This window comes from Streptomyces sp. NPDC057623, assembly GCF_042800355.1.
GTDB lineage: Bacteria > Actinomycetota > Actinomycetes > Streptomycetales > Streptomycetaceae > Streptomyces.
In genome coordinates this window covers 191560-212597 of record NZ_JBHVGZ010000002.1, presented here as the reverse complement: position 1 = coordinate 212597, position 21038 = coordinate 191560, and the positions used below count along the sequence as shown (strand labels likewise).

13 protein-coding genes are annotated in these 21038 nt (G+C 71.4%); 4 read left to right on the top strand and 9 right to left on the bottom strand.

Features of this window, described 5'->3' with window-relative positions:
- Positions 1-181: 181 nt before the first annotated feature.
- The 4 genes from ACFU95_RS03105 to ACFU95_RS03090 all read right to left on the bottom strand — a co-directional run bounded on the left by ACFU95_RS03105 (position 182) and on the right by ACFU95_RS03090 (position 3734).
- Positions 182-505, bottom strand: coding sequence for a hypothetical protein (locus ACFU95_RS03105; RefSeq protein WP_383820884.1), 324 nt, complete (start codon positions 503-505; stop codon positions 182-184).
- A complete protein-coding gene (locus ACFU95_RS03100) occupies positions 502-870 on the bottom strand; it encodes a WhiB family transcriptional regulator (protein WP_030052471.1) in 369 nt (122 codons plus the stop codon). The genes ACFU95_RS03105 and ACFU95_RS03100 overlap by 4 nt, the downstream gene beginning before the upstream one ends.
- A gap of 175 nt (positions 871-1045) precedes the next feature.
- Positions 1046-1372 (bottom strand): hypothetical protein, encoded by a 327-nt coding sequence (locus ACFU95_RS03095; protein WP_383820882.1) that lies wholly within the window; start codon positions 1370-1372, stop codon positions 1046-1048.
- Between the two features lie 166 nt (positions 1373-1538).
- Positions 1539-3734: an ATP-dependent DNA helicase UvrD2 gene (locus tag ACFU95_RS03090; protein ID WP_383820879.1), complete on the bottom strand. Its 2196-nt coding sequence runs from the start codon at positions 3732-3734 to the stop codon at positions 1539-1541.
- 185 nt (positions 3735-3919) lie between these two features.
- Here ACFU95_RS03090 and ACFU95_RS03085 point away from each other — a divergent pair, with 185 nt between their 5' ends.
- Entirely contained in the window at positions 3920-4162 is a 243-nt protein-coding gene (locus ACFU95_RS03085) for a mycoredoxin (RefSeq protein ID WP_383820877.1), read from the top strand.
- A 64-nt stretch (positions 4163-4226) separates the two neighbouring features.
- On the opposite strand, the gene nudC is transcribed toward ACFU95_RS03085, so the two are convergent.
- The 5 genes from nudC to ACFU95_RS03060 all read right to left on the bottom strand — a co-directional run bounded on the left by nudC (position 4227) and on the right by ACFU95_RS03060 (position 14663).
- The gene (gene nudC, locus ACFU95_RS03080) at positions 4227-5168 is read right to left on the bottom strand and encodes an NAD(+) diphosphatase (RefSeq protein ID WP_383820874.1); all 942 of its coding nucleotides are present in this window, start codon (positions 5166-5168) and stop codon (positions 4227-4229) included.
- A gap of 156 nt (positions 5169-5324) precedes the next feature.
- The gene (locus tag ACFU95_RS03075) at positions 5325-6728 is read right to left on the bottom strand and encodes a dipeptidase (protein ID WP_383820871.1); all 1404 of its coding nucleotides are present in this window, start codon (positions 6726-6728) and stop codon (positions 5325-5327) included.
- Positions 6729-6738: 10 nt separating this feature from the next.
- Positions 6739-10290: a UvrD-helicase domain-containing protein gene (locus ACFU95_RS03070; RefSeq protein ID WP_383820869.1), complete on the bottom strand. Its 3552-nt coding sequence runs from the start codon at positions 10288-10290 to the stop codon at positions 6739-6741.
- 189 nt (positions 10291-10479) lie between these two features.
- On the bottom strand, positions 10480-13917 hold the full coding sequence (locus ACFU95_RS03065) for an ATP-dependent helicase (RefSeq protein WP_383820866.1): 3438 nt from the start codon (positions 13915-13917) through the stop codon (positions 10480-10482).
- A 311-nt stretch (positions 13918-14228) separates the two neighbouring features.
- The gene (locus tag ACFU95_RS03060) at positions 14229-14663 is read right to left on the bottom strand and encodes an MGMT family protein (RefSeq protein WP_383820864.1); all 435 of its coding nucleotides are present in this window, start codon (positions 14661-14663) and stop codon (positions 14229-14231) included.
- A gap of 186 nt (positions 14664-14849) precedes the next feature.
- On the opposite strand from ACFU95_RS03060, the gene ACFU95_RS03055 reads away from it, so the two are divergent.
- From ACFU95_RS03055 to ACFU95_RS03045, 3 genes are all read left to right on the top strand, one after another.
- Entirely contained in the window at positions 14850-17579 is a 2730-nt protein-coding gene (locus ACFU95_RS03055) for a YbhN family protein (protein ID WP_383820862.1), read from the top strand.
- A 183-nt stretch (positions 17580-17762) separates the two neighbouring features.
- A complete protein-coding gene (locus ACFU95_RS03050; RefSeq protein WP_383820859.1) occupies positions 17763-19310 on the top strand; it encodes an alpha/beta hydrolase in 1548 nt (515 codons plus the stop codon).
- 150 nt (positions 19311-19460) lie between these two features.
- On the top strand, positions 19461-21008 hold the full coding sequence (locus ACFU95_RS03045) for an alpha/beta hydrolase (protein ID WP_383820857.1): 1548 nt from the start codon (positions 19461-19463) through the stop codon (positions 21006-21008).
- Positions 21009-21038 lie beyond the last annotated feature (30 nt).

Here is a 21038-nt window from a genome sequence, read left to right as displayed (position 1 = left end):
TTGGGGGGGGGGGGCCGGTGTTGCGCTCGCACAAAAAGGGCCTTTGCTGGGGAGAAGACCCCCCCCCTCGGGGGGGGGGGGGGGAAAAAAAAGACGGGGGGGTTCGGTTCGGGCACCCCCCCCCCCCCCGGGGAGCTACCGCCTCCCGGGTCGGGAGGCCACCGTCTGACGGTGTGATCGGTTACTGCATGACCGCCATGGCGAGCGCACGGCGGGCGCGCAGCGAGGCGCGCTCGGCCCTGCGCTGCATGCGGCGAGCGGTCGCCAGGCGCAACGCCCGGCGTTCCCGCTCGGCCTCATGCTGTCGCTCGTGCATATGCGCACGTGCCAGGGCTTCTTGGATGAGTTGCATCTCTCGGTTCCTGTTCTGACGCGGGTCGTTCGCGCCACTGGTGGTGAAGTCTTCAGGCGCGGAGCCTGCGAGTTCGCGGGTGGACGGCTTCATCGGGGCCTGCTTCTGAGGGTCGTGCGTGAAGGGACGGTCGATCGTTCCTGCGGTGTTCATGCCGTGACCGGGTTCTTGCGCGGGCGACCACGCGGCCGCTTCCGGGCGACGACGACACCCTGGACGAACAGCTCGCCACCCCAGACGCCCCAGGGCTCACGCCGCTCCTTGGCACCGGCGAGGCAGGCCTCCATCAGCGGGCAGGTGCGGCAGAGGGACTTGGCGTACTCGACGTCCGCCGGCGACTCGGCGAAGAAGACCTCCGGGTCGTAGGAACGGCAGGGGACGGGTACGCCGAGGTTCTCGATGGCGTCGTCGAGCGCGGTGAGCGCAGTGAGCGGGATCAAGGTGGGGTCCTCCGTGAGGCCGGGCTTGGGGATCACGTCTGCGGGCGGTACGGACGGGGCGTGCGCTTCGAGTTGCACGGTTCGTCTTCCTCGTCTGGTCGTTCCGGTCCTGTTGGACCGGGTGGCGGCTGGTACCGGGTCTTTTCTTGTCCCGAGGCCCCTTCGCTCCGTCATCCCCGTTGGAGGACAAACAGAAGGGCCGCGGATCCCGGATGGGGTTCCGCGGCCCTGAAGGCGCCGGCCTGATCGGCGATCAGGCTGGATCACTCCAGGGTTCTGGCCCACGGAAGGCCCACATCTGGTGGTGCTGCGTCGTCTGCTTCCGGAATCCGGCACCGGTCGCCGTAAAGGCATAGGCACGCGCCTTTGCCCCTACTGCCGCTTCCAGTGCCTTGGTCGGTCGCTCATTGCCCTCACGGACGGGAAGACCCGCGAGAGACAGGACGGACGCCGGGCGGTCGGCACGGATGCCGGACAGACCGGTGCCCTTGTTCGAGGCGCCGAGCATGCACAGGGAGGCGACGACCGAGCGATCGGTCATTTTCACGATGCTGATGGAGCTGGTGTTGATGCTGATCACTGGACTCGCCTCCTCTCGGCGTCTCGGGGGACTGGGGTGAACCAGTCCGACGGGTATGCAAGTAGAACACGGAATTGGGGCCTCCGAGAAGGCCTCCGTTCCCGTGGCTAAGAACCTATGGGGATTGCTGGGGCATGCGCAAACTATTTTTTTCGACGAGTTCGTGTCATTCCCCGTCGGCGGCCTCCTCAACCTCCTGGCCTGCGCAGATGGCCAACACATCGGAGCCGTAGCGGTCGAGCTTCCGCTTGAGGACGCCGGGGATGCGGGACAGTTCAACCGGACTGACCGGCTCCGCCTCGGCGATCGCCATCAGGGTCCTGTCCGTGAAGACGCAGAAGTCCGGCTGCCCGCTGAGGCGCGCCTGGACGCCACGCCACTGACGGAGCCGTTCGTAGAGGCCCTCGTCCATGTCGGAGGGACAGCCCTCGCAGCGCATCAGCTTCATCTCACCGGCGTCGGTGAGGGTGCGCCCGCAGACACGGCAGCGGGCCGGGGTGCGCTGGGCGCGTCTCGGGGCGGCATCCGGTCTGCTGGTGAACCCGCGCACGACTCCTCCGGCACCCCCGGCGGCGCTGCGTCCGGCGGTGCCGGTCGAGCCGGGGCGCAGCCCGTCGAGGAAGCGGCTGGGGCGGCGGTTCGGGCGCCCGCCCGGCGCACGGGTGAGCGCCCAGCTGACATAGAGGTGCTGTCTGGCGCGGGTGACGCCGACGTAGAGCAGACGGCGCTCCTCCTCGATCTGCTCGTCGGTCTTTGCGTAGGTGATCGGCATCATGCCCTCGGCCACCCCGACCAGAAAGACGACGTCCCACTCCAGGCCCTTGGCCGAGTGCAGGGAGGCGAGGGTGACGCCCTGGACGGTCGGGGCGTGCTGGGCGTTCGCCCGCTCGTCGAGCTCCGCGACGAGGTCGGCGAGAGTGGCGCCGGGCTTGGCGGCGGCGAAGTCCTGGGCGAGGTTCACCAGCGCGGCCAGTGACTCCCAGCGTTCTCTGACGGCCCCGGAGCCCGCCGGGGGCTGGGTCGTCCAGCCCTCCCCCGACAGCACGGCCCGCACCTGCGAGGGCAGGTCGACGGCGTCGTCGAGGAGCGAGTCGTTGCCGCCGAAGCGGGCCGCGCCCCGCAGGGCGACGCCCGCCTTGCGCACCTCGGGACGATCGAAGAACCGCTCGGCCCCCCGCAGCTGATACGGGACGCCCGCGTCGGCGAGGGCCTGCTCGTAGGTCTCGGACTGGGCGTTGGTACGGAACAGGATGGCGATCTCGGCGGCCGGGACGCCGGAGTCCATGAGTTCCCGGATACGGCGGGCGGCGCCTTCGGCCTCGGCGGGCTCGTCGGTGTAATCGCAGTAGACGGGTTCGGGGCCCGGGCCACGCTGGGAGACCAGCTCCAGGCGGTGGTCGGCGGCGCGGCCCCGGGCCTGGGCGAGCAGGCCGTTGGCGAGGTGGACGACCTGGGGCGTCGAGCGGTAGTCGCGGACCAGCTTGACGACGGTGGCACCGGGGTGGCGGGTACGGAAGTCGAGCAGATGGTCGGGAGTTGCTCCTGTGAACGAGTAGATCGTCTGGCTGGCGTCGCCGACCACGCACAGGTTGTCCCGGTCGCCCAGCCACAGCTCCAGCAGGCGCTGCTGGAGCGGGCTGACGTCCTGGTACTCGTCGACCACGAAGTGCTGGTACTGCGAGCGGACCTGGTCGGCGATGTCGTGGCGGTCCTGGAGGATGCCGACGGTAAGCAGCAGGACGTCCTCGAAGTCGATGACCGAGCGGTCCCGCTTGAGGTCTTCGTAGACGTTGTAGATCTGGGCGATCTCGGCCGGGTCCCGGGGGGCGTCGCGGCCCGCCTTGGCGACGGCGGGCGGATAGTCGGCGGGGACGGTCTGGGTGACCTTGGACCACTCGATCTCGGCGGTGACGTCCCGCAGCTCGTTGCGGTCGAGGCGGATGCGGCAGGCGGCGGCCGCGTCGGCGACGAGCTGGATCTTGCGGTCGACGAGCCGGGGCATGGAGCCACCGACAGCTTTCGGCCAGAAGTACTGGAGCTGACGCAGGGCGGCCGAGTGGAAAGTGCGGGCCTGGACCCCGGCGGCGCCGAGCTGGCGCAGTCGCCCGCGCATCTCTCCGGCGGCGCGGGCGGTGAAGGTGACGGCGAGCACGCTGGAGGGCTGGAGGATGCCGGCACGCACCCCGTAGGCGATGCGGTGGGTGATCGCCCGGGTCTTGCCCGTACCGGCGCCCGCGAGCACGCACACCGGACCCTGGAGGGCCGTCGCCACCTCGCGCTGCTCGGGGTCGAGCCCTTCGAGCACCGCGTCGGCAGAGTCCGGTACCTGCGGGAAGAGGGTGGAGTGCGTTGCTGCTGTCACACGGCCATGCTGCCAGGTCGCCGGAGGCTGCTGTGTCGGTTGTCCACAGGCAGGCACCGATAGTCGTATCAATGCGGCAGGCGTCACGTGGCCGGGCATACCCCGGGCGGGAATGGCGCCCCGGTCGCGTACGTTCCCTCTCTGGACGACCTGTTCCCCCGAGCCACTCAAGGAGCGCGCGAGACATGCAGGGCACTGTGACGATGTACAGCACCACGTGGTGCGGCTACTGCCAGCGACTGAAGAAGCAGCTGGAGCGCGAGGGCATCGCGTACACCGAGATCAACATCGAGCAGGACCCCGCGTCCGCGGCGTTCGTCGAGAAGGCGAATGGCGGAAATCAGACGGTCCCGACCGTGCTTTTCGCGGACGGTTCGACGCTGACCAACCCGTCGCTGGCTCAGGTGAAGCAGAAGATCAGCGTGTGATCGACGCCGGAAAGGAAAGGGTGGCCGTCCCGAGCCGGGACGGCCACCCTTTCCTTTTCGGCGCCTAGACGCTGCGCGTCGGCAACGGCTTGCCGTACCAGAGCTCGATCAGGCGGGCCGCGATCGAGATGCCGTAGGGCGGCATGACCTCGCCGGAGTCGAAGGCGGCGCGCAGTTCCTCACGGGAGAACCAGCGGGCCTCATGGATCTCGTCGCCGTCGACCTGGATCTCGGTGGAGGTGGCGCTGGCCATGAAGCCCAGCATGAGGCTGGACGGGAAGGGCCACGGCTGGCTGGCGACGTACTCGACCTGGCCGACGGTGACACCGGCCTCCTCGAAGACCTCACGACGCACCGCGTGCTCGATGGACTCGCCGGGCTCGACGAAACCGGCGAGCGTCGAGAAGCGGCCCTCGGGCCAGTGCACCTGCCGGCCGAGGAGGATGCGGTCGTCCTCGTCGGTCACGGCCATGATCACCGCGGGATCGGTACGCGGATAGTGCTCGGCGCCGCAGGCGGGGCAGCGGCGGATGTGACCGGCCGCCGCGATCACGGTGCGCTCACCGCAGCGGGAGCAGAAGCGGTGGGTGCGCTGCCAGTTCTCCAGCCCGACGGCGTGCACCATCAGGCCGGCGTCACGCGGTGACAGCAGCAGGCCCGCCTCGCGCAGGCCGGCCGGGCGCGCGGACTGGTCGATGCGGCCGGGCAGCGCGTCCTTCTGGAGGGCGAAGTAGCTGACGCCGTCCTCGTCGATGCCGAGGAAGTAGCGGTGCGCCTCGGTGAGGGGCGCCTCGAAGGAGGGGGTCATGACGAGTTCGGTGCGCCCGTCCGCCGTCTCGTCGATGAGGACCTGGCCGCCGGAGACCACGAAGCAGCGGGTCGTGGGGTGGCTCCATGCCGCCGCGAGCCAGGCCTCGTCGAGCCGGTGGTGGGCGGCGCGGTCGATGCCGCTCGGGGCGGTGAGAGAAATGGGTCGGTCGGCGGTGTGGTCGGTCGAGGTGGTCACGGGTGCTTCCAACTCCCCCAGTGGAACGGTGTACTTCGGCGGGCGGATCGGCGGGACGTGCAAAGGGAGACGACCGGGTGCGGCTGGGCTCGGTGGTGCGGGGCTGCCTGCTCAGTGTGGCCCGCGTGCGATGCCCCTCCGGACGGCCCGGGTGGGTCAGGGCGCATGGCGCCAGTTCGCGGCCAGGTCGCCCCACAGGTAGGCGGTGGTCTCGACACCTTTGAGGAGCAGGCCGAGCTCGACCTTCTCGTTCGGGGCGTGCCAGCCGTCGGAGGGGACGGAGATGCCCAGGAAGAGCACCGGTGCGCCGAGGACGTCCTGAAGGTCGGCGGCGGGCCCGGAGCCGCCCTCGCGCGTGAAGCGTACGGGGCCCTCGAAGGCACGGCCCATGGCGCGGACGACGGACTGCAGGGCCGGGTGGTCCAGCGGCGTCAGGCACGGGCGCGTGGCCCCGGTGAACGTGATCTCGCAGCGGACCCCGGCGGGCACCTGGGCGTCGGCCCAGGCGCGGACGGCCTTCTCGATGTGGTCGGGGTCCTGTCCCGCGACCAGCCGGAAGGAGAGCTTCACCATGGCGGAGGACGGGATGATCGTCTTGCTGCCGGGCCCCTGATAGCCGCCACCGATGCCGTTGACCTCGGCGGTGGGGCGGGCCCAGATGCGCTCCAGGGTGGTGTGGCCGGCCTCGCCGTGCGGGGCGTACGACCTGGCGGTGCGCAGCCAGCGCTGCTCGTCGAAGGGCAGCTCGGCGAAGAGCTCGCGCTCGCGGTCGGTCAGTTCGACGATGCCGTCGTAGAAGCCGGGGATCGCCACGCGTGCGTGCTCGTCGTGCAGGGCGGCGACCAGGCGGGCGGCCGCGGTCGCGGGGTTGGGTACGGCGCCGCCGAAGGAACCGGAGTGGATGTCCTGGTCGGGGCCGTACAGCCGGATCTCGCACTCGGCGAGGCCGCGCATGCCGGTGCACACGGTCGGGGTGTCCTCGGACCACATACCGGTGTCGGACACGATCACGGAGTCGGCCGCGAGCCGCTCGGCGTGCTCCTCGACGAGGGCGCGGAAGTGCGGGGAGCCGGACTCCTCCTCGCCCTCGATCAGCAGCTTCAGGTTGACGGCCGGAGTGGTGCGGCCGGTGGTGGCGAGGTGGGCGCGCACACCGAGTGTGTGAAAGAACACCTGGCCCTTGTCGTCGGCCGCCCCACGCGCGTAGAGGCGCCCTTCGCGGACGACGGGCTCGAAGGGCTCGCTGTCCCAGCCGTCCTCGCGGGCGGCGGGCTGCACGTCATGGTGGCCGTAGACGAGGACCGTGGGTGCCTCGGGGTCGTCGCAGGGCCACTCGGCGAAGACGGCGGGCGCGCCCGGCGTCGGCCAGACCTCGGTGGTCGGAAAGCCGGTCTCCCTGAGCTTGGCGGCGAGCCAGTCGGCGCTGCGGCGTACATCGGGCGCGTGGTCGGGCTGGGCCGACACGGACGGGATGCGCAGCCACTCGGCGAGGTCGTCGAGGAAGGCGGCGCTGTGCTGCTCGATGTACGTACGGACGGCGCTGTCCGGGGTCTGGCTCATGGTCACGAGCCTATCGGCCCGCACCGACATCCTCAGTGGGCGGTTCCTCACAGTCCGCCTCCGTGACCGGCTCCTGGGTCAGCAGCCGCTCCAGCGCGGCCCGGCCCGGCAGGTCGTCCGGGCGTACGACCTCGCCGCTGCGGACGTACAGGAACACGGCGTTGACCGACTCCAGAGGAACCCCCCGCTGCTCGGCCCAGGCGAGCCGGTACAGGGCGAGCTGGAGCGGGTCGGCGGTGCGGGCGCGGTTGGTCTTCCAGTCGACGATCTCGTACGTCGCCCCGTCGCCGTCGCCCTCTTTGTAGACGGCGTCGATACGGCCCCGTACGACGCGGCCGGCGATCGTGAGCTGGAACGGGGCCTCGACCCGGTACGGCGTGCGCCGCGCGTACTCGGTGCGCTCGAAGGCGTCCTTGAGCGCTTCCAGGTCCCGCTCGTCGGCGATCTCGGCCTCACTGCCGGGCAGGTCGTCAGGCTCCAGCATGGGCAGCGTCAGCTCTTCGAAGCGGGCTTCGACCCAAGCGTGGAATCGGGTGCCTCGGCGTGCGGCGGGTTGTGGGGGGCGCGGCATGGGGCGCGCGAGTTCCTGCGCGAATCCGTCCGGGTCGGCGGCCAGCCGCAGCAGCTGGGACGCGGTCAGCGACGTGGGCAGAGGGACGTCCGTGACGCTCTCGCGGGCACGCAGGAGCTCCCCGGTGAGGGCGTCGAGGTCCCGGTCCCAGGAGGCGAGGGTGCGGGATTCCTCAGGGGTGAGGGGTTCCGGTTCCGTGGGGTGGACGCGAGCGGGGGGTTCGGCGGGGGGGTCCGGGGATGTCGCCTGGTGGGGGATGTGCGGGCGGTCGGAGGTCCAGGAGTCCCAGTCGCCGGGGTCCTCCTCGAACGCGCGGTCGCCCTCGAAGGAATCGTCTTCCGTATACGAATCGCCTTCCGCGGAGGGATCGCCCTCCGCGGAGAACTCTGCGGAGAACTCGTCGGCCAAGGCTTCGTCGTCCGGTGGCGGAGGCCAGTCCGGATCGTCGTACGCGTCCGGGTCGTGGGTCGCGGCCGGGTGGTCGTCCTCGTGGGCGGTGAAATTCTCCAGGTGGGCCAGGACCGTCTCGGCGGCAGCCCGGCGTCGGGTCAGTGCGGCCTCGTCGAGGGGCAGGGGCCATACCTGTTCGGCGTTCTCCCGGTGCAGGGCCGGGTTCTCCTCGTCCTCGGCCGGCTCGTCGGCCCACGCCTCGATCTCGCCGTGCCCCGCCGCGCAGTGGTCGTACAGGGCCTGTAGGAAGTCGGAGGGGCCTCGGGGTTTCTTCTGGCTGGGGCCCCACCAGTGGCCGGAACCGAGGAGCAGGGAGCGGGGGCGGGTGAAGGTCACATAGCCGAGGCGGAGTTCCTCGGTGTGCTGGTGCTCCTTCATGGCCTCGTGGAAGCCCTTCAGGCCCCGGGAGTCCCAGGAGGCGACATCGGGGAGCGTGTCGGTGTCGCCGCGCAGTTCGTGGGGCAGCACCTTGCCCTGGGCGGTCCACTTCTCGCGGCCCTGGGTGCTGGGGAAGGTGCCGGTGACCAGGCCGGGGACTGCGACGACGTCCCACTCCAGGCCCTTGGACTTGTGCGCGGTGAGCACCTTGACGGTGTTCTCGCCGCCGGGGAGGGCGTTGTCGAGGCCCTTCTCGTACTGGGCGGCGGTGCGCAGGAAGGCGAGGAAGGCGAGCAGGGTCGCCTGGTTGTCACCGGCCGCGAACGAGGCGGCGATGTCGAGGAAGTTGGACAGGGTCTCGCGGCGGCGGGCGGCCAGCGCGTGCGGGGAGGCCGACAGTTCCACCTCCAGGCCGGTGACGGCGAGGACGCGGTGCAGGACGTCCATCAGCGGGTCGGAGAGGGAGCGGCGCAGGTCGCGCAGTTCGGTCGCCAGGCGCGCGAACCGCACGCGCGCGTCCGTCGAGAAGGGCAGCCCGTCGCCGTCGCCGTCCAGTGGCGCCTCCAGGAACGTGTCCAGGGCGTCCGCGAGCGAGATCACCTCGGCGGGGTCGACCCCCTCGACCGCCTCGGCGAGCCGCCGGTCCGGGTCGTCGTCGCCGTCCACGCGCGCGTGGGAGACCAGCCGCCGTGCGCGGCGCCCCAGGAGGGCGAGGTCGCGCGGCCCGATCCGCCAGCGCGGGCCGGTGAGCAGGCGGACCAAGGAGGCGTTGGCACCGGGGTCCTGGAGTACCTCGCACACCGCCACCAGGTCGGCGACCTCGGGCAGATGGAGGAGCCCGGACAGGCCGACCACCTCGACGGGGACGTCCCGGGCGACGAGCGCGCCCTGGATCTCGGCGAAGTCCGTCGCCGTACGGCACAGGACGGCGATCTCGCCCGGCTCCTTGCCGGTGCGGACAAGATGCGCGACGGAGTCGGCGATCCAGTCGATCTCCTCGGCATGGGTGGGCAGGAGGGCGCAGCGGACCGTGCCGTCGCGCTCGGCTCCCGGGGCCGGGCGGAGGGCCTCGACACCCGCGTGCATGGCGCGCAGGGGCTCCGCGAGGCCGTTGGCGAGGCCGAGGAGGCGGCCGCCGCTGCGGCGGTTCTCGCTGAGCGCCTGGCGGGTGGCGGAGCGGCCGTCGCCGTGCGCGAAGTGCTCGGGGAAGTCGTCGAGGTTGGCGACGGAGGCGCCCCGCCACCCGTAGATCGCCTGGCAGGGGTCGCCGACGGCGGTCACCGGGTGGCCGGTGCCGCCCCCGAACAAGCCCGCCAGAAGGACGCGTTGAGCGACTGACGTGTCCTGGTACTCGTCCAGGAGGACCACGCGGAACTCGTCGCGCAGGATGCGGCCCACTTCGGACATGCCGGCGAGCCGCGCCGACAGGGCGATCTGGTCGCCGAAGTCGAGCAGATCGCGCTCCCTCTTGGCGGCGCGGTAGCGGACCACGAGGTCGGCGAGTTCCCGACGCGCGGCGGCTGCCTCCGGGACCTTGCGCAGATCGGCGTTGGTGAGCTTGGCGCCCTGGAGGCCGAGCAGCAGCTCGGCGTCGTACGCGCGCAGGGACTCGGGCCTGACGAGGTGCTCGGCGAGTTCGGAGTCGAGGGCGAGCAGGTCGCTCACCAGGTCGGCGAAGGACCGGGTGAGGGCCGGGTACGGACCCGGGGCTTCGCGCAGCACGCGCGCGGCAAGCTGGTAGCGGGTGGCGTCGGCGAGCAGGCGGGACGTCGGTTCGAGGCCGATACGCAGGCCGTGGTCGGTCAGCAGGCGGCCCGCGAAGGCGTGGTACGTCGAGATCACCGGCTCGCCCGGTGGGTTGTCCGGGTCGATGACGTCGGGGTCGGTGACACCGGCCCTGATGAGCGCCTTGCGGACGCGCTCGGCGAGTTCAGCGGCGGCCTTGTTGGTGAAGGTCAGGCCGAGCACCTGTTCGGGGGCGACCTGGCCGGTGCCGACCAGCCACACCACGCGCGCCGCCATCACCGTCGTCTTGCCCGACCCGGCTCCGGCCACGATCACCTGCGGGGCGGGCGGCGCGACGATGCAGGCCGTCTGCTCCGGAGTGAACGGGATACCGAGGAGCTCCTTGAGCTGGTCGGGATCGGTGATACGGGCGGGCACCTCAGAGAGGCTAGCGGCGGGCACTGACAGTCGATGCCGGTACGCCCGCCGGTCCGAAAGAAGCACAGGTCAGCACGGGTGGTGCGATCGGTCACTCCCGTCAGTCGACCGCTGCGGTCGCTCGATCACGTGCCGGTCGGCGCATTCGACCATGTGCCGGTCGGCCCACTCGACCGCGTCCGGCCCGGTCTACTCGACCACCTGCCGTCCCTCGGGACGCGCACTGCACGAAGCCCGGAAGGCGCAGTGGGTGCAGTGCTGGCCCGCGGTGGGTGTGAACCGTTCGTCGAGGACCTTGCCCGCGGCCGTGGCGAGCAGGTCGCCGACCCACTCCCCCTCGGCGCCGCCCAACGGCGCCTGCCCCTGCACCTTGGGCAGCGTCTCGCCGCCGTCCCGCTTGGCGGCACCCTGGCGCAGCTGGACGAGTTCGGCGCCGCCCGGCTCGGGGCGTACACCGTCGAAGGCCTCGTCGACGGCGCCCTCGTGGACGGCGAGCTGATAGACGGCGAGCTGCGGGTGGCGGGCCACCTCGGCCGCGCTCGGTGCCTGCTTGCCGGTTTTGAAGTCGACGACGTAGGCACGTCCCTCGCCATCGGCCTCGACGCGGTCCAGCTGGCCACGGATGCGCACCTCGAAGTCGCCCGCTTCGAGGGTGACGTCGAAGTCGTGCTCGCTGGCCACCGGTGTGCGCCCCGCGCGGTCCATCACGTGCCACTTCAGGAAGCGTTCGAGCGCCACGCGCGCGTTGTCCTGCTCCTGCGCCGACTTCCACGGCGCGTCGAAGGCCAGCGCGTTCCACACGGAGTCGAGGCGCTCCATGAGGACGGCGAGGTCGGCCGGGGTGTGTCCGGAGGCGACCTCGTCGGCGAGGACGTGCACCACGTTGCCGAAGCCCTGGGCGACGGTCGCGGGCGCGTCGGCCTTCACCTCACGGCCCAGGAACCACTGGAGGGAGCAGGTGTTGGCGAGCTGGTCGAGGGCGCTGCCGGAGAGCACGACGGGCTGGTCGCGGTCGCGCAGCGGCACCTTGGACTCGGTCGGCTCGAACATGCCCCACCAGCGGTAGGGGTGCGCGGAGGGGACCAGCGGGCGGCCGTCCTCGTCGGCGAGCGCGGCGAGCCGGGCCAGTCGGCGGGCGGCGGCCTCCCGGAGGGTGTCCGACGCGCGCGGGTCGACCGTCGTCGCCCGGAGTTCGGCGACCAACGCGGCAACGGACAGCGGGCGGCGCGGGCGGCCCGTCACGTCCCTGGGTTCGACGCCGAGTTCGGTCAGGAAGCGGGAGGGCTGGTCGCCGTCGTCCGCCGGGGCCTTCACGGCCGTGACGACGAGGCGCTCACGCGCGCGCGTGGCGGCGACGTAGAACAGGCGGCGCTCCTCCGCCAGCAGGGCTCCTGGTGTGAGCGGTTCGGCGAGTCCGTCGCGGCCGATGCGGTCGGCCTCCAGCAGGGAGCCGCGTCGGCGCAGGTCCGGCCACAGACCCTCCTGGACGCCGGCAACGACGACCAGGCGCCACTCCAGCCCCTTGGAGCGATGCGCGGTCATCAGGCGCACGGCGTCGGGACGTACGGCACGCCGTGTGAGGGTGTCGGCGGCGATGTCCTCCGCCTCGATCTCCGCCAGGAAGTTCAGGGTGCCCCGGCCGCCGGTGCGTTCCTCCGCGCGGGCCGCTGTCGCGAACAGCGCGCATACGGCGTCGAGGTCACGGTCTGCGTTGCGTCCCGCCGCGCCGCCGCGGCGGGCGGCCCGTTCCAGGCGGGCGGGCCACGGTGTGCCCTCCCACAGGTCCCACAGCGCCTCCTCGGCCGTACCGCCGCCCGCGAGGCGCTCACGGGCCTTACGGAGGAGCGCGCCGAGGCGCTGGGCGCCACGCGCGTACGTGGGGTCGTGCACCGCGAGCCGCTCCGGCTCGGCCAGCGCCCGCGCGAGCAGCTCGTCCGAGGGCGGCGGCAAGGGGTTGCCCGCCGCCCGCTCCTCGTCGCGCAGGGTGCGCCCGAGGCGGCGCAGGTCGGCGGCGTCCATGCCGGCGAGGGGGGACGCGAGCAGGGTGAGGGCCGTCTCGGTGTCGAGCCAGCAGGCACCGCGGTCGGACCGGCCGACCGAGGCGTCGCCCTCGTCTTCCGTCCGGGTTGCCCCTTCGGCTGCGGGCCGGGTCACCGCTTCGGCTTCGGTCGCCTTCCCGGTACGTGCGTCACCTTCGCCGGTACTTATGCCACCGTCGCCCCGCGCGGGCTGCGCCTCCGCCGTGGCCACCGCCCGCAATGCCGTCAGCAGCGGTGCCACGGCCGGCTCGTGCCGCAGGGGCAGGTCGTCGCCGTCGATGTCCAAGGGCACCCCGGCGGCGGTGAGCGCCCGGCGCACCGTCGGGATCGTGCGCGACCCCGCGCGTACCAGGACGGCCATCTCGCCCCAGGGCACGCCGTCCTCCAGGTGCGCCCTGCGCAGGATGTCGGCGATGTTGTCCAGCTCGGTGCCGGGTGTCGGGTACGTGAAGACCTCGACGCGGCCGCCCTCGCGGACCGGGGCGAGCTCTCGGTGGGCGCGTACCTTCCCGGCCGGGAGCCGGGTGAGCGGCATGCGCTGGGTCAGCAGCCGGGTCGCGGACAGCAGGGCGGCACCGGAGCGGCGGGAGGTGCGCAGGACCTCGACGGGTGCGGGACGGCCGTCCGCGCGCGGGAAGGCGTGCGGGAACTCCAGGATGCCGTTCACGTCGGCGCCCCGGAACGCGTAGATCGACTGGTCGGGGTCGCCGAAGGCGACGAGGGTGCGGCCGCCGCCGGCGAGGGCGTGCAGCAGCCGTACCTGGGCCGGATCGGTGTCCTGGTACTCGTCGACGTACACGGCGTCGTACTGCGCGGCGAGTCGCCGGGCTGCCTCGGGGCGGCGGGCGAGGAGCACCGCGCGGTGGACCAGTTCGGCGTAGTCGAGCACGCCCTGCATGTCGAGCACGTCGAGGTACTCGGCGAGGAAGGACGCCGCCGCGCGCCAGTCCGGGCGTCCGATGCGGCGCGCGAAGGCGTCCAGGGCGTCGGGACCGAGACCCAGTTCACGGCTGCGGGCGAGGACCGCGCGGACCTCGTCGGCGAAGCCTCGGGTGGTCAGGCAGGCGCGCAGCTCGTCCGGCCAGCGCACGTGCGCCAGTCCGAGCCGCTCCAGGTCCGGCTGGCCCGCGAGCAGCTCCCTCACGGTCACGTCCTGCTCGGGGCCGGACAGCAGCCGCATCGGCTCGACGAACAGGTCGCTGTCCTGGTGGGCGCGGACCAGGGCGTAGCAGAAGGAGTGGAACGTGGTCGCCCGGGGCGCGCGCGCCGCTCCCATGCGCAGTGCCATGCGGTCGCGCAGCTCCACTGCCGCCTTGCGGCTGAACGTCAGCACCAGGATGCGCGCGGGGTCCCCGCCACGGGCGACGCGGGCCGCCACGGACTCGACGAGTGTGGTGGTCTTCCCGGTGCCCGGACCTGCGAGAACGAGCAGCGGGCCGGTCGCGTGGGCAACCACCGCGCGTTGCGCGGCGTCCAGACGAGGGGGAGCCGCCTGGACGACAGGGGTACGCACCAGCCGGTAAGCGCCACGGGTCCCCTGTCGCACCTGGGGGTGCGACAGGCGCCTGGTGAAGGAAGAGGAGCTCACGTGGTTCGCCGGTCCTGGTGGGTGTGCAAGTTGTCATCGTCGGCACGGAGCGCCGTCGCTGAGGGGCGGTGGTCGGGTGGCGGCTGGGCCGCCCCTCGCGAGTGGAGGGCGGTGGCCGCGGGGTGAGGGTGACGCGCGCAGCCGACGCTACGCCGAGGGCTGGTGCGGAAGCAGGGCTTCCGATTCATCCCTCAGTTCACTTGTGGCACGTGCGTCCCTCGACTCTCGAACGTACGTCATGTCACGGACGTGCCCCCTTTCCCCCGTACGGATCACAGGTCACACAGCGGGCCGTCGGATGGCGGAAGCTGTCAGGTGTGACCCTGTGCGCGTTCGCCGCCGTCCCATCGCGCCCGTCTCATGTCGAGGCGCGACAGGTGGCCCTCGGCGGCCTTGCTCGCCTCCTTCAGGGGCGTGCCCTCCACGCGGTAGTGCTCCAGCGCCCTCAGCTCGTGGCCGGGCAGCAGCACCCCGTCCGCGCGGACCACCCGCCACCACGGAACGGCGCCCCCGTAGAGGGCCATCACCCGGCCGACCTGGCGGGGCCCACCCTCCTCCAGCCACTCCGCGACGTCCCCGTACGTCATGACGCGCCCCGGCGGAATCAGTTCGGCTACCTCCAGGACGCGCTCGGCGTACTCGGGCAGCGCGTCCGCGCGCTCCGGGTGCTCCGGGTGCCCCGCGTGCTCCGGGTGGGCGTCGTCGTACTCCGCGCGGGTGTCGTCCGGAAGGCTCTCCTCGCTCATCCGGTCCATCCTGCCCCACCCCACCGACAATGTGACGCGCTGGTCACTGTGCGTATGCCTCGCCCTGCGGCGGAGCTTCGGGCAGACTGTGCGCCCCCGCATTTGCACCCTGATGCCCCCGTGTGTCGGTGGGGCATGCCACCATCGTGCGGGCGGTGACTGGTGATACGAGATCAAGAAGAGACGATGAAGCAGCAGGGTGCGCACCCGGAGGACACGGAGAGCACCTCTGAGGCTTCGTCGCGCCCGGACACCGCGAACGCCGACGAGGGGCAGCAGGCCGCGTACGACCCGGACGAGGCGCACGTCGACGAGGTCGAGGGCGACGAACCGCTCCTCCCCGCGCGCGTGCACCGGCCCTCCGACCTGATGCGGCTCCTCGTGGGCGTGCTGGGCATCGTGCTGCTGCTCGCGATCGCCGCGTTCGCGCACGGCACCACCTCGGGCCTCGAACAGGACATCAACAAGGGCACCGGCCAGGCGCCCGACGTGTTCAGCAAGATGGCCGGGCTCGTGTCCAGCATCGCCATCCTTCTGGTGCCCGTGGCCTTCGCGATCGAGCGGCTCATCAAGCGGGACGGGCTACGGATCGCCGACGGCGTTCTCGCGGCCGTCCTCGCGCACGGGGTGACTCTCGCCACCGACCTGTGGGTCGCGCGGGCCGCCCCGGAGTCCATCCGGGACGCCCTCACCCAGCCCTCCCCCGGCGATGTCGGCTCCCTCACCGACCCGGTGCACGGGTATCTCGCCCCGGTCATCGCCTACATGACGGCCGTGGGCATGTCCCGCAGACCCCGCTGGCGTGCGGTCCTGTGGGCGGTCCTGGTCCTGTACGCCTTCTCCATGCTGGTCACCGGCTACACCACGCCGTTCTCGATCATCCTGACGTTGCTGATCGGCTGGACCGTCGCCTACGGCACGCTGTACGCGGTCGGCTCGCCCAATGTCCGTCCCACCGGACGGACCCTGATGGCGGGCCTGCGGCACGTCGGCTTCCGCCCGGTGAGCGCGGCCCGCGAGGAGATCTCCGACACACAGGAGACCGGCGACCGCGGCCGACGCTATTTCGTCACCCTGGAGGACGGTCCGCCGCTCGACGTGACGGTGGTCGACCGGGAGCAGCAGGCGCAGGGCTTCTTCTATCGCGCGTGGCGCAATCTGACGCTGCGCGGGTTCGCCACCCGAAGCAGCCTCCAGTCGCTGCGCCAGGCGCTGGAGCAGGAGGCGCTGCTCGCCTACGCGGCCATCGCGGCCGGCGCCAACGCGCCCAAGCTGATCGCCACCTCCGAGCTCGGCCCGGACGCCGTGATGCTGGTCTACGAGCACACCGGCGGCCACACTCTGGACTCGCTGGCGGACGAGGAGATCACCGACGAACTGCTGCGTGACACCTGGCTCCAGGTCAAGGCGCTGCAGTCCAGGCGCATCGCGCACCGCAGGCTGGTGGGTGACGCCATTCTGGTGGATCGTTCCGGCAAGGTGATTATCACCGACCTGCGCATCGGCGAGATCGCGGCGAACAATCTGCTGTTGCGCATGGACATCTCCCAGCTGCTGGTGACCCTGGGCCTGCGTGTGGGCGCCGAACGCGCGGTGGCCTCGGCGGTGAGTGTGCTCGGCCCCGACGCGGTGGCCGACTGCCTGCCGATGCTCCAGCCCATCGCCCTGAGCCGCTCCACGCGCGCGACGCTGCGCAGACTCGCCAGAGAGCGGGCCCAGCGCGAGCGTGAGGCGGTGCTGGAGGCGTCCAAGCACGCGAAACACGCCCGCAGCGAAGAGGCCCCGAGCGACGCCGGGCCGGTACTGGACAAGCCGGACAGGCCGGACAGGCCGGACAGGAAGACCGTTCGGGCGCAGGCGCGGGCGGAGAAGCGAGCCATCGACGAGGCCCTGGACGAGGCACGCGAGGAGGATCTGCTCTCGCAGATCCGCCACGAGGTGCTGCTGATCAGGCCCCAGGCGCCGGTCGAGCCGGCCCGGCTGGAACGGGTGCGCCCACGCACGCTGATCAGTTTCATCGCGGGTGCCATCGCCGCCTACTTCCTGCTGACGCAGCTCACGCACATCGAGTTCGGCCCGCTCATCGCCAACGCCCAGTGGGGCTGGGTGGCCGCGGCCGTACTGTTCTCCGCTGCCAGCTACTTCGCCGCGGCGATGGCGCTGCTGGGGTTCGTGCCCGAGCGGGTGCCGTTCCGGCGGACCGTCGCGGCACAGGTCGCGGGGTCGTTCGTGAAGATCGTCGCGCCCGCCGCGGTCGGTGGCGTCGCACTCAACACGCGCTTCCTGCAGCGCGCGGGCGTGCGGCCGGGGCTCGCGGTGGCGAGCGTCGGCGCGTCGCAGCTGTTCGGTCTGGGCTGCCACATCCTCATGCTGCTGGCCTTCGGCTATCTCACCGGCACCGAGAAGACGCCGTCGCTCTCGCCGTCCCGGACCGTCATCGCGGGTCTGTTGACGGTGGCGGTCCTCGTGCTCGTGGTGACCTCGGTGCCGTTCCTGCGGAAATTCGTCGTCACCCGCGTGAGGTCGCTGTTCGCGGGTGTCGTACCGCGCATGCTCGACGTGCTGCAGCGGCCGCAGAAGCTGGTCACGGGGATCGGCGGCATGCTCCTGCTGACCGCCTGCTTCGTGATGTGCCTGGACGCGTCGATCCGGGCGTTCGGCAGCGAGGGGACCTCGCTCAGCATCGCCAGTGTGGCCGTCGTCTTCCTCGCGGGCAACGCGCTCGGCTCCGCGGCCCCGACGCCGGGCGGCGTGGGCGCCGTGGACGTGACCCTGACCGTCGGTCTGATCGCCGTGGGTCTGCCCAGCGAGGTCGCCGCACCCTCGGTGCTGCTGTTCCGGATGCTGACGCTGTGGCTGCCCGTGCTGCCGGGCTGGCTGGCCTTCAACCACCTGACCCGCAAGGGTGCGCTGTAGCGCGAGGCGGGCGGAGTACGCGGGACCGTGAGGGCTCGTCCGACGACGGGCGGCGAGCGCTCGCCGGTGGTGCGCCGAGTACGGCGTCGTACGTTGTAAGGGCACAGAACAGGTGAGGCGCCGCCGTACCTCGTACGGCTCGCGCCCCGAGCGCCCCACCACGTACGACCGCAGGATGGGATCATGCCGAACCCGCCCCGGATGCGCGCTGCTGCCCTGACCGCCGCTGCCCTGCTGCTGTCCTCCTTGCTGGCGGGATGCGGTGACGGCGGCTCCGAAGACAAGGACCTGACGGCCCAGGAGCTGAGCTGGAGGGACTGCCCCGCACCCTCCCAGGCACAGGGCGGCGCGGGCAGCCCGTCGCCGCTGCCGGACGGCGGGTCATGGCAGTGCGCCACGATGAAGGCGCCCCGCGACTGGGACGACCCCAAGGGTGACACGATCGACATCGAGCTGATCCGGGCGAGGAGCAGTAGCGGCGAGAACCGGCGGATCGGCTCGCTGATCTTCAACTTCGGCGGGCCCGGCGCCTCTGGCGTCACTACTCTGCCCTCCTTCGGCGACGGGTACGAGAAGCTGCGCACCCGCTACGACCTGGTGAGCTTCGACCCGCGCGGGGTCGGCCGCAGCGCTCCCGTGCTGTGCGAGAACGACCAGCAGCTCGACGTCTACTTCCAGCAGGACACCACGCCGGACGACGCCACCGAGCGGACCGAACTGCTGGACAACACCAAGGAGTTCAACGAGGCGTGCGAGGAGAACTCCGAAGGGATGCTGCCGCATGTGCGCACCACCGACGCGGCCCGTGACATGGATCTGATGCGCCAAGTCCTCGGCGACGACAAACTGCACTACTTCGGCATCTCCTACGGCACCGAACTCGGCGGCGTCTACGCCCACCTGTTCCCCAAGAACGTGGGCCGCGCGGTCTTCGACGCGGTGGTCGACCCCACGCAGAACTCCGAGCATGGCTCGCTCGGGCAGGTCAAGGGCTTTCAGCTCGCGCTCGACAACTTCGCCGAGGACTGCACGTCCCAGACCGAGGACTGCCCGATCGGCGACACCGCCCAGGACGTCAAGGACCGTATGGCGAAGCTGTTGAAGGACCTCGACAGCAAGCCGATCCAGGGCGTCTTCCCGCGCGAGCTGACGCAGAGCGCCGCGACCAACGGCATCGCGCAGGCTTTGTACTCGCAGGACCTCTGGCAGTACCTCACCGAGGGTCTGGAGCAGGCGTACGACGGTGACGGCAGGATCCTGATGCTGCTGTCCGACTCACTGAACGGGCGAAGCGAGAACGGCGAGTACAGCAACATCACCGCCGCCAACATCTCGATCAACTGCGCCGACGACAAACCCCGGTACACCCCGGAGTTCGTCGAACAGAGGCTGCCCGAGTTCCGATCCGCCTCGCCCCTGTTCGGCGACGCCTTCGCCTGGGCCATGCTCAGCTGCACCGACTGGCCCGTGGCGGGTGCCGCCGACCATCCCGACGTCAGCGCGCCCGGCTCCGCGCCGATCCTCGTCGTGGGCAACACGGGCGACCCGGCCACACCGTACGAGGGCGCGCGGCGGATGGTGGAGGCACTGGGCGAAGGGGTGGGTGTCGAGCTGACGTACAAGGGCCAGGGGCACGGGGCCTACAACAGCGGGAACCAGTGCGTGCAGGACGCGGTGAACGGATACCTGCTGGACGGGAAGGTGCCGGCGGCCGGCACGGTCTGCTCGTGAGACCACTGCGCGAAGCAGACCACCAAAGAAGCAAGTATCCGCAGGTCAGAGAGTTATCCACAGGCCGCAACGGGCTGTTCGCGATCTGCCTACTATGGCCTGACCGCCATCCGCGGCACGGTGCGGACGGCCTGCGAGGGGGGAAGTGACATGGCGCGTCTCGTACGGTGGACGGCTCTGACAGGGGCAGCTGTCCTGTTGGCGGCGGGCTGCACCGGCGGCTCGTCGGGCGGCGCGGATGCCGAGGGGGAGACAGACGGCGCGAGGTCGCCGGCCGCCTCCGCCGGTGCGGCGACGCCACTGCCGTCGTCACTGACCTCGCAGAAACTCGACTGGGGGCGCTGCAAGGCCACCGGGGACATCCCCGCGCCGGGCGACGAGTGGCAGTGCGCGACGCTTGAAGCGCCGCTGGACTGGACGAAGCCGGAAGGCCGCACGATCGACCTCGCGTTGATCCGCGCCAAGGCCACCGGCGACGACCGCATCGGCTCGCTCCTGTTCAACTTCGGCGGCCCCGGCAGCTCAGGGACGTCCACGCTGCCGTGGTACGCCACCAACACGTCCGAGCTGGGCGAGCGGTACGACCTGGTGAGCTGGGACCCGCGCGGGGTGGGCGCCAGTGAGGGCGTCCGCTGCCGCGGCGACAAGGAGATCCAGGCCTCCGAATCCGTGGACATCACGCCGGACACCCCGGCCGAGGAGACGGCGTACTTCCGGGACGCCGCCGCCTTCGGCGAGGGCTGCCAGAAGTCCGAGGGCGCCCTGTTGGCACATGTGTCGACCACCGACACCGCCCGCGACATGGATCTGATGCGCCAGGTCCTCGGCGACACGAAGACGCACTACTTCGGCATCTCCTACGGCACCGAACTCGGCGGCGTCTACGCCCACCTGTTCCCGAAGAACGTCGGGCGCCTGATCCTGGACGCGGTCGCCGACCCGAGCGCCGACACCGCGGGACACGCGGAGAACCAGACCAGGGGCTTCCAACGCGCGCTGAACAACTACCTCCGCTCCACCGGCCAGGACGCGGAAGAGGGCACCCGGAAGATCGTGAACCTGCTGAAGCGGATCGATGCCAGTCCGCTGTCGACGTCGTCCGAGCGGAAGCTCACGGAGACACTCGCCCTCACCGGCCTGATCCAGCCGCTGTACAGCAAGGCGAGCTGGCCGATGCTGACCAGCGCACTGGAGGCGGCCGAACGAGGCGACGGCACGGAACTCCTGGCGCTCTCCGACAACTACAACGATCGGGACGCGTCGGGCCGCTACGGCACGGGGTCCCACTCGCAACGGGTCATATCGTGCCTGGACGACAAGCAGCGGCCGACGGTCGAAGAGACGAAGAAGCTGCTGCCTCGGTTCGAGAAGGTCTCGCCCGTGTTCGGCCCGATGCTGGGCTGGGACATCGGAGGCTGGTGTCACGCATGGCCGGTGGCCGGGCAGTACGACACCCCGGAGGTGAGCGCGCCGGGTGCGGCGCCGATCCTGGTGGTCGGCAACACCGGCGACCCGGCGACGCCGTACGAGGGCACCCGGAAGATGGCGAACGAACTGGGCAAGGACGTCGGCGTGATGCTCACGTGGAAGGGCGAGGGCCACGGCGCGTACGGCAAGGGAAGTGCCTGCGTCGACTCCACGGTCAACGCGTACCTGTTGGAGGGGAGCGTGCCGAAGGACGGCAAGGTCTGCTCATGACGACGGCGGGGGCTTCGCGCACCCATGATG

Excerpts from the sequence above, each read along its gene's own strand:
- ACFU95_RS03105 (WP_383820884.1), bottom strand. The coding sequence starts at position 505 with ATGAACACCGCAGGAACGATCGACCGTCCCTTCACGCACGACCCTCAG.
- ACFU95_RS03085 (WP_383820877.1), top strand. The coding sequence starts at position 3,920 with ATGCAGGGCACTGTGACGATGTACAGCACCACGTGGTGCGGCTACTGC.
- ACFU95_RS03075 (WP_383820871.1), bottom strand. The coding sequence starts at position 6,728 with ATGAGCCAGACCCCGGACAGCGCCGTCCGTACGTACATCGAGCAGCAC.
- ACFU95_RS03060 (WP_383820864.1), bottom strand. The coding sequence starts at position 14,663 with ATGAGCGAGGAGAGCCTTCCGGACGACACCCGCGCGGAGTACGACGAC.
- ACFU95_RS03055 (WP_383820862.1), top strand. The coding sequence starts at position 14,850 with ATGAAGCAGCAGGGTGCGCACCCGGAGGACACGGAGAGCACCTCTGAG.
- ACFU95_RS03050 (WP_383820859.1), top strand. The coding sequence starts at position 17,763 with ATGCCGAACCCGCCCCGGATGCGCGCTGCTGCCCTGACCGCCGCTGCC.
- ACFU95_RS03045 (WP_383820857.1), top strand. The coding sequence starts at position 19,461 with ATGGCGCGTCTCGTACGGTGGACGGCTCTGACAGGGGCAGCTGTCCTG.